General features: G+C 63.1%; 18 protein-coding genes. 9 read left to right on the top strand and 9 right to left on the bottom strand.

The genetic code is table 11. The features are described from left to right. Window positions 1-22: 22 nt before the first annotated feature. The 4 genes from HDE78_RS17450 to murJ form a co-directional block, all read right to left on the bottom strand. Complete coding sequence (locus tag HDE78_RS17450) at window positions 23-448, bottom strand: PIN domain-containing protein (protein WP_179481852.1); 426 nt, start codon at window positions 446-448, stop codon at window positions 23-25. Beyond that, a complete protein-coding gene (locus tag HDE78_RS17445; protein ID WP_179481850.1) occupies window positions 441-668 on the bottom strand; it encodes an AbrB/MazE/SpoVT family DNA-binding domain-containing protein in 228 nt (75 codons plus the stop codon). Before HDE78_RS17445 ends, HDE78_RS17450 begins: the two co-directional genes overlap by 8 nt. A gap of 86 nt (window positions 669-754) precedes the next feature. Next, window positions 755-1,708, bottom strand: coding sequence for a bifunctional riboflavin kinase/FAD synthetase (locus tag HDE78_RS17440; protein ID WP_179481848.1), 954 nt, complete (start codon window positions 1,706-1,708; stop codon window positions 755-757). A 61-nt stretch (window positions 1,709-1,769) separates the two neighbouring features. Beyond that, window positions 1,770-3,377: a murein biosynthesis integral membrane protein MurJ gene (gene murJ, locus HDE78_RS17435; protein ID WP_179481846.1), complete on the bottom strand. Its 1,608-nt coding sequence runs from the start codon at window positions 3,375-3,377 to the stop codon at window positions 1,770-1,772. Between the two features lie 252 nt (window positions 3,378-3,629). Here murJ and rpsT point away from each other — a divergent pair, with 252 nt between their 5' ends. Beyond that, window positions 3,630-3,893 carry a 30S ribosomal protein S20 gene (gene rpsT, locus HDE78_RS17430; protein ID WP_072760571.1) on the top strand — a complete coding sequence of 88 codons (264 nt, stop codon included), beginning with the start codon at window positions 3,630-3,632 and terminating at the stop codon, window positions 3,891-3,893. Between the two features lie 108 nt (window positions 3,894-4,001). Here the strand turns inward: rpsT and HDE78_RS17425 are convergent, their stop codons facing one another. The 3 genes from HDE78_RS17425 to HDE78_RS17415 are packed head-to-tail and all read right to left on the bottom strand — an operon-like array spanning window position 4,002 to window position 6,396. Beyond that, a complete protein-coding gene (locus tag HDE78_RS17425; protein WP_179481844.1) occupies window positions 4,002-4,319 on the bottom strand; it encodes a DUF6587 family protein in 318 nt (105 codons plus the stop codon). Continuing rightward, window positions 4,316-6,157, bottom strand: a complete 1,842-nt coding sequence (locus HDE78_RS17420; protein ID WP_179481842.1) for a ferrous iron transporter B — start codon at window positions 6,155-6,157, stop codon at window positions 4,316-4,318. Before HDE78_RS17420 ends, HDE78_RS17425 begins: the two co-directional genes overlap by 4 nt. Further along, complete coding sequence (locus HDE78_RS17415) at window positions 6,154-6,396, bottom strand: FeoA family protein (protein ID WP_179481840.1); 243 nt, start codon at window positions 6,394-6,396, stop codon at window positions 6,154-6,156. Before HDE78_RS17415 ends, HDE78_RS17420 begins: the two co-directional genes overlap by 4 nt. Window positions 6,397-6,512: 116 nt before the next feature. Between HDE78_RS17415 and HDE78_RS17410 the strand changes: the two genes are divergently transcribed. The 5 genes from HDE78_RS17410 (at window position 6,513) to HDE78_RS17390 (ending at window position 11,645) form a co-directional block, all read left to right on the top strand. After that, window positions 6,513-7,307, top strand: coding sequence for an enoyl-CoA hydratase/isomerase family protein (locus HDE78_RS17410; protein WP_179481838.1), 795 nt, complete (start codon window positions 6,513-6,515; stop codon window positions 7,305-7,307). 175 nt (window positions 7,308-7,482) lie between these two features. Further along, window positions 7,483-9,471: an acetyl/propionyl/methylcrotonyl-CoA carboxylase subunit alpha gene (locus HDE78_RS17405; protein WP_179481836.1), complete on the top strand. Its 1,989-nt coding sequence runs from the start codon at window positions 7,483-7,485 to the stop codon at window positions 9,469-9,471. Between the two features lie 50 nt (window positions 9,472-9,521). Continuing rightward, on the top strand, window positions 9,522-10,451 hold the full coding sequence (locus HDE78_RS17400; RefSeq protein WP_179481834.1) for a hydroxymethylglutaryl-CoA lyase: 930 nt from the start codon (window positions 9,522-9,524) through the stop codon (window positions 10,449-10,451). A gap of 30 nt (window positions 10,452-10,481) precedes the next feature. Continuing rightward, window positions 10,482-10,970, top strand: a complete 489-nt coding sequence (locus HDE78_RS17395) for a GNAT family N-acetyltransferase (RefSeq protein WP_179481832.1) — start codon at window positions 10,482-10,484, stop codon at window positions 10,968-10,970. Between the two features lie 111 nt (window positions 10,971-11,081). After that, the gene (locus tag HDE78_RS17390) at window positions 11,082-11,645 is read left to right on the top strand and encodes a GNAT family N-acetyltransferase (protein WP_179481830.1); all 564 of its coding nucleotides are present in this window, start codon (window positions 11,082-11,084) and stop codon (window positions 11,643-11,645) included. Between the two features lie 157 nt (window positions 11,646-11,802). On the opposite strand, the gene HDE78_RS17385 is transcribed toward HDE78_RS17390, so the two are convergent. Then, window positions 11,803-12,159, bottom strand: coding sequence for an RcnB family protein (locus tag HDE78_RS17385; RefSeq protein WP_179481970.1), 357 nt, complete (start codon window positions 12,157-12,159; stop codon window positions 11,803-11,805). 47 nt (window positions 12,160-12,206) lie between these two features. Further along, window positions 12,207-12,419: an RcnB family protein gene (locus tag HDE78_RS21135; RefSeq protein ID WP_255457880.1), complete on the bottom strand. Its 213-nt coding sequence runs from the start codon at window positions 12,417-12,419 to the stop codon at window positions 12,207-12,209. A gap of 24 nt (window positions 12,420-12,443) precedes the next feature. On the opposite strand from HDE78_RS21135, the gene HDE78_RS21130 reads away from it, so the two are divergent. From HDE78_RS21130 to yeiP, 3 genes are all read left to right on the top strand, one after another. Continuing rightward, window positions 12,444-12,620, top strand: a complete 177-nt coding sequence (locus HDE78_RS21130) for a hypothetical protein (RefSeq protein WP_255457879.1) — start codon at window positions 12,444-12,446, stop codon at window positions 12,618-12,620. A gap of 178 nt (window positions 12,621-12,798) precedes the next feature. Continuing rightward, complete coding sequence (locus HDE78_RS17375) at window positions 12,799-13,566, top strand: SDR family NAD(P)-dependent oxidoreductase (protein ID WP_179481826.1); 768 nt, start codon at window positions 12,799-12,801, stop codon at window positions 13,564-13,566. Between the two features lie 130 nt (window positions 13,567-13,696). After that, window positions 13,697-14,260: an elongation factor P-like protein YeiP gene (gene yeiP / locus HDE78_RS17370; RefSeq protein WP_179481824.1), complete on the top strand. Its 564-nt coding sequence runs from the start codon at window positions 13,697-13,699 to the stop codon at window positions 14,258-14,260. Window positions 14,261-14,299 lie beyond the last annotated feature (39 nt).

Raw genomic sequence — 14,299 nt, 5'->3', positions numbered from 1 at the left:
TCAACCGACAAAGGGTAGCGGATCAGTCAGCGTGATGTGCTGGCGCCAGGAACGGATTGCAAATCTGCAAGCGGCCATCCATCACCAGACCATGCTGCATGTCTTCCGAATACAGGCGGCTGCAACCGGCTAGCAGGGCCGATGATGCAATCATTGCGTCGTAAACCGACAGCCCGTAGCGCTCCGCCAATCGCCGGCCGGTGTCATGGGTCTGTGTCGTCAGGGACTCCACTGAACAGACGGCGCGCAGGCCGGCGAGCATCTCGTTGGTTTCATCCCACGTCATGCCCAATTTGCGGCGCGTCACGCTGGTTACTTCATTCAGCACCTGCACGCTGATCAGTCCGCCGTCGGCGATAACCTCCTCGGCGCGGTCCGCTTTCACCGCGTCGGCCGATAGCAGATAGAGCACGACGTTGCTGTCGATGAAAGCCTTGTCTTCACTCATGGACCGCATCGCGATCAAACACGAAATCGGCCGGCAGCCGACCACGGAATTTGCGCAACCGCTGCAGCAGCTCGTGCTTGCCAGGCGTTTTTTTCACCTCGAAAGCGCGCGCGCCGGCCACATGGATTTCGACATCGTCGCCGTCCTTCAGCCTCAGCGCTTCGACCACCACCGCAGGCAGCCGGATGGCCAGACTGTTACCCCACTTGGACACTTGCATGGCAAACCCTCGTATGGATATACGTCAACTATTGTATATCTTGCCAAAAAGTGCAGCAAACGTCTGGTATGGCGTCTCCTGGCATGTCATGCCTCGGCCAGTCGCGGATTCATGCCCAGCAGCTCGCGCGCCATGCGGGCGTCGTGATCCATCTGCGCTTTCAGCGGTTCGAGTCCGTCGAATTTCATCTCGTCGCGCAGCTTGCCGACAAACTCCACCGACATGCGCTGGCCGTAGAGATCGCCATCGAAGTCGAACAGATGCACTTCCAGCAGCGGCTCGCTGACCTCGTTCACGGTCGGGCGCACGCCAAGGCTGGCGACGCCGGGCCAGCTGCATTCGCCCTCACCCAGGCCCACGCGCACGGCGAAGATGCCGTGCACGGGACTCACGCGCTGCTGCAGATGGATATTGGCCGTGGGATAACCCAGCGTGCGGCCGAGCTGATTGCCGTATTCCACCTTGCCGTCGATCACGAACGGCCGACCCAGCAGCGGCTCGGCGCCGGCAAACTCGCCGGCCGCCAGCAACATGCGCACGCGGCTGGCCGACACGCGTGCCCCGTCGAGTTGCACCGCCGGCATCACGCACGCCGAAAATCCCAGCTGCTCGCCAAGATTCGCCAATAGGGCCACGTCACCCTCGCGCTTGTGGCCGAAGCGGAAATCGTTGCCGACCCAGACTTCACGCGCCGCCAGGCGATCCACGATCACCCGGCGCACGAAATCTTCCGCCGACATGGCCGCCAGTTCCGCATTGAATCGCAGTAGCAGGGTGTCGGACATGCCCGCGGCCGCGAAACCACGCAGCTTTTCGCGCACGCTCGACAACCGCGCCAGCGGCTCGCGCGAAAAATACGCGCGCGGCAGCGGCTCGAAGCTCACCACGATCGGCTTGCCGCCGAGCGCCTTCGCCCGCTCGCGCACCTGCAGCAGCAGCGCCTGATGCCCCCGATGAATGCCGTCGAAGGCACCTATCGCGATCACGCTGCCGTTCGGCGCCAGACAAGGCCCCGCCACATTCCTGGAAAGTTTCATCATCGCCTGAGTATAACGGCTGCACGGGCCTGGCTCGACGGCTGGGGGCATTGGCATGGTGCCGTCAGGCACCGCGCAACTCGCTCATGCGGAAGCCACCAGCAACCATCGAAACGACGTATGCCGTGGCGCCCGCAACCACCAGCACGGCCAGATGCCAAACGCGAGTGAAGACCGGCGCATGGGTCCAGTCCGGCCACAGCAGGCGGCCCAGCACCAGCACCAGCACCATGGCCGCGCACGACATGCCCAGCCGCAGCCAATGCTTGAACCATCCTGGCTGGCGCTGATACACGCCGGCCAGCTTCAGCCAGCGCCACAGCAATGCAAACTGAAAATAGCTCGACACGACGCTGGCGATACATATCGCGATGTGCAGTCCCGGCACCCGCGCGATACCGGCCAGCCAACTGCCCTGCCGTAGCGCCGGCGAAGCCCACAGCTGGTAAAGCAACGCCACAAAGAGCGCGTTGAAAAGCATGTTGGTCACTAGCGTCAGAATCGCCGCCTTCATCGGTGTACGCGTGTCCTGCCGTGCATAGAACGCAGGCAGCAGGATCTTGACCAGCGCAAACGCAGGCAAGCCGCAGCTCAGCGCCATGATCGACAGCGTGGACATCCGCGCATCGAACGCCGTGAAACGGCCGTGCTCGAACAAGGTCGCCACGATCGGCTCGCTGAGGAAAAGCAGCGCCAGCATCGCCGGCACCGAAATCAGCAGCGTAATGCGCAGGCCCCAGTCGAGCAGTTTCGAAAAGCCCTCGACATCCTTGCTGAAATGATGGCGCGCCAGCGCTGGCAGCGTGACCGTCCCCAGCGCCACGCCAAACACCCCCAGCGGCAACTCGAGAAAGCGCGTCGATAGCGAAAACCAGCTTTGCGAACCCGTGATCAGTAGCGATATGACGATCGTATCCAGCAGAAGATTGACCTGCGACACCGACGAACTGAGCAGCGTCGGCGCCATCAACTGCGTGATCCTGCGGACCTGCGGATCGCGCCAACCCCAGCGCGGCCAGGACAGCAGACCAAGATCGCGCATCGACGGCAGCAAAAACACCAGCTGAAGAATGCCTGCCGCCAGCACCGCCCAGCCCATCGCCATGATCGGCGTATGCAGTCGCGGCGCCAGCCAGAGCGCACCGACGATCATGCAGATATTGAGAATCACCGGCGCCAGCGCCGGCAAGGCAAAGCGATTGAAGCTGTTCAGCACACCGGCAACCAGCGCCGTCATCGATACGAAAAACAGAAACGGAAACGTCAACCGCAGCAGGTCGATGGTGAGATCGAACTTGCGCTGCTGATCCAGTGCACCGGGCTCGAACAGCGTCGCTACCTGCGGCGCGAAAATCAGCCCCAGCGCGGTAATCACCAACAGCACGCCGCCGAGCGTGCCCGACACGCGCGAGACAAGTCGCTTCAGATCGTCCGTCGAGCCCGACTGTTTGGCAGCGATGAAGACCGGCACGAAGGCCGTCGAAAACGAGCCTTCGGCAAACAACCGCCGCATCAGATTGGGAATGCGAAACGCCACCCAGAACGCGTCGGTCGCGGCGTTGGCGCCGAACACCGCGCTGATCGACATGTCGCGGATCAGTCCGAACACGCGCGAAACCATCGTCATGCTGCTGAACGAGAGCAGCCCACGGAACATGCTGGGGGACTTCATGCGTCTGCTGTTACCTTGTGAATCGGCGAGTGGAATGCCCCGCCTTTGCCGGACATCGGCGCATAGTCTGACAGCCGCCGCGGGACGTACGACAGCCCAGTTGTGGCAAAATCCTGACGCGCCCGCTCGTGATACCGAACCCGATTGGCGTCGGCTGGGATCCGACCCCAGCTAAACGATTGACGCAGCGGCGAATCGACCGCATAATTGGCGTCTTTTTCCACACCTCTACACCGATTCCGGAGTTCTACCTTGGCCAACATCAAGTCCGCTAAGAAGCGCGCGCGCCAGTCCGAGCAGCGCCGTTTGCGCAATATCAGCGCACGTTCCATGGTCCGCACCGCCCTGAAAAAGGTCGTCAAGGCCATCGAGGCCAAGGACAAGGCGGGCGCGATCGCCGCGTTCACCGTCGCACAGCCGGTGATGGATCGTTACGCCGCCCGCGGCCTGATCCACAAGAACAAGGCCGCTCGCCACAAGAGCCGCCTCAACGCGAAGATCCGCGAACTGGCGTAAGCCACACTCGCTCATCGTGTCGCTAAAAAAGTCGGCGCAAGCCGGCTTTTTTCGTTGCAAAAAATCTGAATACCGGCAGCAACCCGCGTCACTACAATGCCGGCGGCACTACTTGGCGCGCGGCCGGAACTCCAGCGGCATGGCAGCCGTTTTGGCAGCCGCCGGCGGCTTCGTACCGCAAGCACCGCAGGTGCTGCACCCGTCGCTGCAGTCGCCGGTAGCCTGCTTGGGCTGCAGTCGCCGGCCCAGCCCCCGCAACCACCCTGCACGCTCCGGCCGGCTCAAACGGATGGATGCAGCCGCCAGCCAGCGATTGCTGACTTTCGGCGCCAGCTTGCGAACCACCACCAGTACGCTGATCAGCAAGACCACGCCGATCACTGCGTACTGCAAGAGCAGGCTGATATCGACATGGTTCGAGCTCATGCGAAAAGCCTCGCGATCTGATACGTCAGCAGCGACGCCACGTAGGCCACGACAAACATGTAGCCGAAGGAAATCGCCACGTTGCGCCACGAGTGGGTCTCGCGGCGGATTACCGCCAGCGTGGACATGCACTGCGGCGCGAAGGCAAACCACACCATCAGCGACAGTGCGCTGGCGACGGAAAAATTGGCCGCCAGGGCGTGCGCCAATCCGACCGTGTCGGAATCACCGCCGACGGCATACACCGTCGCCAATGCGGCCACCGCCGTCTCTCGCGCCGCGAACGCCGGAATCAGCGACAGGCTGATCTGCCAGTTGAATCCCAGCGGTGCGAAAATGTACTGCAGGTAATGGCCCATATAGCCGGCGATGCTGTAGTCGATAGCCGGCCCGGTGGCGCCCGCCGGCGGCCCCGGGAAGGTCGAAATCGCCCACATGATGATGGTCAGCGCCAGAATCACGCCGGTCAGCCGCTTCAGAAAGATCGAAGCGCGCTCCCACAGGCCGATGGCGATATCGCGCGGCTTGGGCATGCGATACGACGGCAGCTCCATCAGCAGCGCATGCTCGCTCTTGTCTCGATGGATGCGCTTGATCACCCAGCCCACCGCCATGGCGCCGAGAATGCCGGCGGCATAGAGCGCAAACAGCACCAGCCCCTGCAGATTGAAGATGCCCAGCACGTGGTGCATCGGTATGAATGCACCGATCAACAGCGCGTACACCGGCAACCTCGCCGAACAGGTCATCAGCGGCGCCACCAGAATCGTGGCCAGGCGATCGCGCGGATCCTGGATGCTGCGCGTGCCCATGATGCCGGGGATAGCGCAGGCGAAGCTCGACAGCAGCGGAATGAACGAGCGTCCGGTCAGACCCACCGACATCATCAGCCGATCGAGCAGGAAAGCGGCCCGCGGCAGGTAGCCGGACTCTTCCAGCAAAAGAATGAAAAAGAACAGCACCAGGATTTCCGGCAGAAAACCGATCACCGTGCCTATACCGCCGAACAGACCATCGACGACCAGACTCTTGATGGGACCGACCGGCAGGCTGGCTGCCGCATGATCGCCGAGCCAGCCGAAGCCGTCGCCGATCAGATCCGTCATCGGCTTGCCGGCGGCGTAAACGGCCTGAAATACCAAAAACATCACCACGCCGAGAATAAGCAGGCCGAACACCGGGTGCAGCGCCCAGCGATCGAGCGCATCGTCGAGCTCCGCCGTCTGGCGCGGCATGGATACCGTCGCGGCGAGAAGTTCCCGCACCTGCACGTGCAGGTTGGCGCGGCTGGGGCCATCGTCCAGCGAAGCCGCCGCAGCGACAGGCATGTCGCCATCTACGCGCTCGACCAGCGCGGCAGCGCCGCCACGCTTCACGGCCACCGTTTCCACCACCGGGATACCGAGCCGGCGCTGGAGTTCCGGCACATCGATGACGATGCCGCGACGGCGCGCTGCATCCATCATGTTCAGGGCGAGCACCACCGGCCGGCCCAGGCGCTTCACTTCCAGCACGAAGCGCAGATGCAAACGCAAATTGGTGGCGTCGGCCACGCACACGATCAGATCGGGAGCCGCTTCGCCGGGGTAGTTTCCCTCCAGCACATCGCGGGTGATCTGCTCATCGGGGCTGTTGGCGTCGAAACTGTAGGTGCCCGGCAGGTCGAGTATCTGCAGCACGCGGCCGGACGGCGTGGTGAAACGACCTTCCTTGCGTTCGATGGTGACGCCGGCGTAGTTGGCGACCTTCTGCCGGCCGCCCGTCAGCAGGTTGAACAGCGCGGTCTTGCCACAGTTGGGATTGCCGACGAGAGCAATGCGCAGGGCCGTGGCGCTCATGCCGCTTCCTGACGCACGGTGACACGGGCCGCTTCGGTACGACGCAGCGCGAAGCGCGTCGAGCCGATCTGAATCAGCAGCGGATCGGCGCCTACCGGACCGATGGCGACCACCCTCACCGGCTCGCCGTCGACAAACCCCAAATCGCGCAGACGTTGCGCAATCGGATCCGCCGCGTGGGCATCGTCGACGCGATCGACCACGGCGGGCGCTCCTTTGGGTAAATCGGACAGACGCACGGGCGCATCTCAAATAAGAATTGTTCGCATTGTAATCCTTTGTACGTTTTGCTGCAGCATGCCGGCAACGCATCGATAACGACCGTTTATGATGACGGTCTTTGCCGGGGTACCCCATGACCGATTCCGTTCTTTGCGAGCGCCACGGCGCCACCGCGTGGCTGACCCTGAACCGCCCGCAGGTGCATAACGCATTCGACGACACGCTGATCGCGGCACTTACCGAAGCGCTGGAAAACGTGGATGCCGATCCAGCCGTGCACCGCGTCGTGCTTACCGGCAACGGCAGCTGCTTCTCTGCCGGTGCCGATCTGAACTGGATGCGCGGCATGGCCAACGCCAGCGAGCAGGAGAACCTCGCCGATTCGCTGCGCCTGGCCAAGCTGATGCGCACACTGCAGTTTCTTTCCAAGCCCACCGTGGCGCGCGTCAATGGCGCCGCGTATGGCGGCGGCGTGGGTCTGGTGGCCTGCTGCGATATCGCCATCGGCGTGGAGACGGCCAAGTTCGCCCTGTCCGAGGTCAAACTGGGCCTGGTGCCGGCGGTGATCTCGCCGTATGTCATCGCGGCGATCGGTCTGCGCGAGTCGCGTCGACTTTTCATCACCGGCGAAGTCTTTGAAGCGGATACGGCCGCGCGCATCGGCCTGCTGCACGCCATGGTCGGCGGCAGCGAGCTGGACGAGACGATCGAACGCCAGCTCTACCTCTTGGCCAAGGCCGGCCCGCAGGCCCAGCGCGAGGCCAAGCAGCTGGCGCTGCGCGTGGGCGGCAGCGACGTGGCGCAGGCCGAACGCATCGATGCGGCCAACGCTGAACTGATCGCGCGGCTGCGCACTTCCGAAGAAGGCCAGCACGGCCTCAGCGCGTTTCTCGACAAGCGCGCGCCGCGCTGGGTCGTCCAGCACTGATCAGCGCATCGTTATCGGAACAGTCGGCTACACGCCAGGAACGTAAGCCTGGCGGTTCTGGAGCAGCCACGGCTTGAGCGACTTGTCCCGTCCATGCTGCGCCGCGCTCGGTTGCGACCACGGCATCTGATAACTTATCCGGCTTTGCTAGATCGCGCACACCCGAGGATTTTGCATGTTCGAGCGCGTACTGATTGCCAACCGCGGCGAGATCGCCTGCCGCGTGATCCGCACCTGCCGGCGCCTCGGCATCCATACGATTGCCGTGTACTCCGAAGCGGACGCCGACGCGCAGCACGTGCGGTTGGCGGATGAGGCGTGGCCGATCGGCGGGCCGCGCCCAGCCGATTCATATTTGCGCGGCGACGTCATTCTGGACGTGGCAAAAAAATCGGGCGCGCAGGCGATCCATCCCGGTTACGGGTTTCTCTCCGAGAACACCGCCTTCGCCCGCGCCTGCAGCGACGCCGGCATCGTCTTCATTGGTCCAAAGCCGGAAAGCATCGACGCGATGGGCTCCAAGGCCGCCGCCAAGGCGCTGATGGAAAGCCATGCCGTACCGCTGGTACCGGGTTACCACGGCGACAACCAGGACGTCGCCCACCTCGCCGAACAGGCGCGCAAAACCGGCTTTCCGCTGATGATCAAGGCCGCCTCGGGCGGCGGTGGCAAGGGCATGCGCATTGTGCGCGAAGAAAAGGAATTTGCCGACGCGCTGGCCTCGGCCCAGCGCGAAGCCGCCAGCGCCTTCGGCGATACGCGCGTGATTCTGGAGCGCTACGTCGAGCATCCGCGGCATATCGAATTCCAGGTCTTCGGCGATACCCACGGGCACGTGATCCACCTGAACGAGCGCGAGTGCTCGGCGCAGCGGCGCTATCAGAAAGTGCTGGAAGAGACGCCCTCGCCCTTCCTCGACGAGGCTCGTCGCAAGGCCATGGGTGAAGCGGCCGTGGCAGCGGCCAAGGCGGTCGACTACGTCGGCGCCGGCACCATCGAATTTATCGTCGCCACCAGCGGCGAATTCTTTTTCATGGAAATGAACACGCGCCTGCAGGTCGAGCATCCGGTGACCGAGATGACGCTCGGCCTCGATCTGGTCGAATGGCAGCTGCGCGTGGCCGCCGGTCAGCCGCTGCCACTGCGGCAGGAACAGATTCACGCCCACGGCCACGCGATCGAAGTGCGGCTGTACGCCGAAGACCCCGACCAGAACTTCCTGCCCGGCTCGGGCAAGTTGCAAACCTTGCGCCTGCCCGCTGCGTCGGAGCACGTGCGCCTGGACGGCGGCGTGGTCGAAGGCGATACGGTCACCATTTTCTACGACCCGATGATCGCCAAGCTGATCGTTTACGACATCGACCGCATGCAGGCGCTGCAGCGCCTGCGCGAAGCGCTGGCCCGCTGCGAAATCGTCGGTCCGAAGTCGAATATCGGCTTTCTCGAACGGCTGGCGCGTCATCCCATCGTGGTCGAGGGACGCATCGATACGGGTTATCTGGATCGCCATCTGGACGAATTTCTGGTCGGCGATATCTCGCCGTCCGATGCCGTGCTGTTCGCCGCGGCCACGGCCGCGCTGCTGCGGGATGAGGCCGATATCGTCGCCACGCCGGCCGATCCCCATTCGCCCTGGGCCCGCGCCGACGCTTGGCGTATCGGCCACGCCGGCACGCGTGCGATCGCGCTGACGCTGCGCGACCGGCGCTACGATATCGAAGCCCGAGGCTACGACGGTCATTACCTGCTCCAGCATGGCGACGTGCCATGCGAGGTACATGGCGCGCGGCTGCAGAGCGACGGGCTGAGCGCACGCTTCGATGGCGAATCGCTGCGCCTGCCATTGCGCGTGGATAAGGATCACGTACTGCTGCACGACGCCGACGGCCAGCGCTACAGCTTTACCCGCGCGATCGCCTTTGCCTGGACGGCCAAGGACGCCGCCGGCAGCAATCAGGTCATTGCGCCCATGCCCGGCCGCATCGTGCTGGTGAAAGCCAAGGCCGGCGACAGCGTCGAACAGGGCGACGAGCTGCTGGTGATGGAGGCGATGAAGATGGAACTCGCCTTGAAGGCCCCGCGCGCCGGTATCATCGACAGCATCCTGGCGGCTCAGGGCGAGTTCGTCGACGCCGACACCGTGCTCGTGCGCTTCGCCGACTGATCCTGTCCGCCACCCGCATTGCACGCCACCAAGACACGTCCGGATCATGCATGAACTTCTCTGATAACGTCCGTGCCGAAAGCGTACGGACCAACCACGTCCAGATCGTCGAAGTCGGCCCGCGCGACGGCCTGCAGAACGAGAAGGCGCTGCTGCCGGCAGCGATAAAGGTCGAACTGATCGACCGACTGTCGGCAACCGGTCTGAAAACGATCGAAGCGACCAGCTTCGTCAGCCCGAAATGGATACCGCAGCTGGCCGATGCGGCGGACGTCTTTACGGCCATTCGCAAAGCAGAGGGCGTCAGCTATCCGGTGCTGGTGCCGAACGAACAGGGCTACCGACGCGCACGCGAGGTCGGGGTGCGCGAAATCGCCATCTTCACCGCAGCCTCGGAAACCTTCAGCCGCAAAAACACCAACGCCTCGATCGACGAATCGATGGCGCGCTTCGTGCCGGTGATCGAGCAGGCGCAGGCCGATGACGTCACCGTACGCGGCTATATCTCCACCGTACTGGGCTGCCCGTACGAGGGGGACATCGCGGTGAGCGACGTGGTGCGCGTCGCCGTACGGCTTTACCAGCTCGGCTGCCGCGAGATCTCGCTGGGCGACACGATCGGCGTGGGCACGCCGGCCAAGGCGCGGGCGATGCTGCGTGCCGTCGCGCAGGAGGTACCGATGGATGCGCTGGCCGTGCATTTCCACGACACCTACGGCCAGGCGCTGGCCAATATTCTGGCCTGCCTGGAAGAAGGCGTGCGGGTCATCGACAGCGCCGTCTCGGGCACCGGCGGCTGCCCCTATGCCAAGGGCGCCACCGGCAACGTGGCCAGCGAAGACGTGATCTACATGCTGCATGGCATGGGCATGACCACCGGCGTCGATCTCGACCAGATGATCGCCACCGGCGCCTGGCTGGCCGGCCAGTTGGGCAAGCAAACGGCGAGCCGGGTCACCCGCGCTCGCACCGCCAGCTGACACCCCACTCCACAGCCAATGAGCGTTTCTATGCCCACCTCGTTCTCGATCCGACCGATCAGCACCGGCGACAACGCCGCCATGGCCGCCGTCATCCGCACGGTCATGCCGGAGTTCGGCGCTGATGGCCCAGGCTTTGCCATTCACGATACGGAAGTGGACCATTTGTACGAGGCTTACACCCAGCCGCACAGCGCCTATTTTGTCGTCGAGCGCAACGGCGCGGTGCTCGGCGGCGCAGGCATTGCGCCATTACAAAACGGCGAGCCCGATGTGTGCGAGCTACGCAAAATGTATTTTCTGCCGCAGGCGCGCGGAACCGGCGCGGGCACCGCGATGATGCAGACCTGCCTGGATGCGGCGCGCGCACGCGGCTTTCGTCGCTGCTATCTGGAAACGCTCAACGGCATGGATGGCGCACAGGCGCTGTACGCGCGCAGCGGCTTCCGACAAATCGACAAGCCGATGGGTGACACCGGACATTTCAGCTGTAACCGGTTCTTCATTCTCGACCTTTGACAGCAGACACCGCCAGCGTGAAAAGTAACAAACCGATTGCCGTAACTGCGATGTCACCGTGGTGGGGCAATACCGATCCGTCGCAACGCCGATGCTGAGGACTCGCCGAGCATGATCCGCATCGCCCGCGATGATGACGCCGCCGTTATCCATGCGATCTATGCGCCTGTGGTTCTCCACGGCGCGGCCACCTTCGAGACCGAGCTGCCCGGCGTGGAAGCCATGCGCGAACGCATCCGTATGCGCCTGCCGCACTATCCCTGGCTGGTGTGGGAAGAAGAAGACCGCGTGCTGGCTTACGCCTACGCGGGGCGCTTTCGCGAGCGCGCGGCGTACGACTGGATGGCGGAAACCTCGATCTATGTTCACGCCGATGCGCAGCGGCGCGGCATCGCGCGCCGGCTGTATGGCACGCTGCTCGCGGTCATGCGGCTGCAGGGCATCAATCAGGCCATTGGCGCCATTACCCTGCCCGGCGCGGCCAGCGTCGCGATGCACGAAGCCATGGGTTTTACGACGGCGGGCGTCTGGCGCCAGTGCGGCTACAAGCTCGGGCAATGGTGGGATGTAGGCCTGTGGCAGAAAGAGCTGCAGGCCATGCAAAACCCGCCTGCTCCGGTCACGCCTTTTGCACAGCTGGCCGCTTCCTTGGATTTTCACACATTGAGTCAGTAGCCACACTTCCTCGCTCTTCCTTGACCTGCGCCCAAACCGCTCTCAGCTCGGCGCACTGGGAAATCGTGGAGAGGCTCCCAGGGAGCCATCGATAGGAGTCATGCCATGAAAAAGCCCCGCCTTCAGAGCGGGGCTTTTTCTTCCGCCCATGGCTGCATCAATGGCTGGCGATGATGCTCGCAATGACGCCGGTAGTGACCGCGACGAGCAGGAAATCACCGTTATCGCTGCGAACATAATGATAGCCGCGCGGCGGCGGACGCAGATGGTCGCGATGCCAGTCGCTCACGACATAGTCGCCACGGCGATACTCGTCCGGCACCCGGCCGCCGGCGCGATACCAACCCTCGCGATGGCCGCGGTCGTAGAACCCCCCGCCATGATGATCACCATGGTCATGATCGTAGCGCTGATCGCCATGATCGTGGTCGTGCCCGTAATCCTGCGCCAGCAACGATCCGCTGGCCAGCAGCATGGTTCCGCACAAAATCAAACTACCTAAACGTTTTTTCATGGTCACTCCTGGGAATCCTGTGAAATGTCGCTGTAGCGAAATAGGTTTTAATGGCTGGCGATGATGCTGGCGATCACGCCGGTCGTCACGGCAACCAGCAGGAAATCGCCGTTGTCGCTGCGCACGTAGTGATAACCGTGCGGCGGCTGGCGCAGATGGTTCGCACGCCAGTCGGTGACTTCGTAGGTGCCACCGTTGTACTCGGCCGGTACGTGACCCCCCTTCTTGTACCAACCTTCGCTGTGGCCGCGGTCATACATCGGATGAGATCCAGAGCGCTGATCATGGCTTTCTTGATCGTGATGGTCTTGCGGTTGAGCGGACACCGCGGTGGCACAAGACAGGGCCAATATGCCGCAAACGAACAAAGTGCCAAGCTGCTTTTTCATGGGCGTTCCTTTGATTTTCAGTCGATGAAGCAAGGGATGAAGCGGCGGCTTTACGGATCACAAAGCTACTGAGCGCACAGATAGTGAAAGTGTTCGGCAGCTTCGATGAACATTCGCGGTTGCATACCCAACGCCGTGTGAATATTTAAGTGAAGGCCAATTCACATTTACCGTGCATACCCGCGCCACCAACTACGCCGCGCGGTGCCAGTCAGTTACCATGCACGTTTGAATCGGCAGGAAACCTCGCATGCAGCTCGATCAGGTCAAGGCGATCATTACCGGCGGCGCTTCCGGACTTGGCTACGCAGTAGCTCAATACCTGGTGGCACACGGCGGTCAGGTGTCGTTATTCGATGTCGACAACGATAAAGGGCAGGCCGCGCTGGGTACGCTGGGCGAGCACGCGCGATTTTTCCGTACCGACGTCACCTCGGAAGATGGCGTCGCCATCAACGTGGCCGCCGCGCACGAGTCGATGGACGGTTTGAACCTGCTGGTCAACTGTGCCGGCATCCTCGGCTCCGGCCGCATGTTGGGCCGTGAGGGCACGCTGCCGCTGGCCCATTTCACAAGCACGGTGATGGTGAATCTGGTCGGCAGTTTCAACGTCGCCAAGGCCGGTGCCGCGCTGATGCAGAACAACGAAGCCGGTGAAGACGGCGAGCGCGGTGTGATCATCAACACGGCCAGCGTCGCCGCCTACGAAGGCCAGATCGGCCAAGCCGCCTATGCGGCCTCCAAGGGCGGTGTGGTGGCGATGACGCTGCCGCTCGCGCGCGAGCTCGCGCGCGTAGGCATCCGGGTCAACACCATCGCGCCGGGCGCTTTCTGGACCCCGATGGTCGACGGCATGTCGCCGCAACTGCAGGAATCCTTGTCCGCTTCGATCCCCTTCCCATCGCGCCTGGGCAAGCCGGCGGAGTATGCCGATACCGTCGGTTTTATTCTCCGCAACCGCTATCTCAACGGCGAAACGATTCGTCTGGACGGCGCGGTACGGCTGCAGCCGAAATAAAGCAGGAACGAGAGGCGAGTAGCGAGGGCGAAGCTTTGTCGCTTGGACTGCCGCTGCGAATGCACTGCAACACAATCTTCCGCTGCGCGCTTTTGCTACTGACTCCTAAACCCTACTTACGAGCTACCCAATGAAAGCTTCCGACGTCAAGAAAGGCAACGTGGTCGAACACGATGGCACCGTCTATCAGGTGCGCGATATCGAGCGCAGCTCGCCCAGCGCGCGTGGTGGCAACGTCACGTTCCGCTTTACGCTGTATTCGATTCCTGGCGGCCGCAAGTTCGACCTCAGCCTGCGTGCCGACGACGAGCTGCGCGAAATGGATCTGGTCCGCCGCGCGGCGAATTTCTCCTACATGGACGATGGCGCCTTCGTCTTCATGGATGCCGAGGATTACACTCAGTACCCGCTGTCGCCCGAGCTGGTCGGCGACAACGCCGGCTATATCGTGGAAGGCATCGAAGGCTATTACGTGCAGTTGATCGACGACGCACCGGTCGGCCTGCAGGTGCCCAGCAGCGTGATCCTCACCGTGGTCGATACTGCCCCGGAAATGAAGGGCTCCAGCGCCACCAAGCGCAACAAGCCGGCCAAGCTCAGTACCGGCATCGAACTGCAGGTGCCCGAGTACATCAGCAACGACGAAAAAGTCTGGGTCAATACGATTACGGGCGAATTCGCCGGCCGCGCCTGATCGTCTCCAATCGTTGAAGAAAACGGCGCCGCGCACCGT

It is taken from the genome of Rhodanobacter sp. K2T2 (assembly GCF_013408815.1).
GTDB lineage: Bacteria > Pseudomonadota > Gammaproteobacteria > Xanthomonadales > Rhodanobacteraceae > Rhodanobacter.
This window is presented reverse-complemented; position numbering and strand designations above follow the sequence as displayed.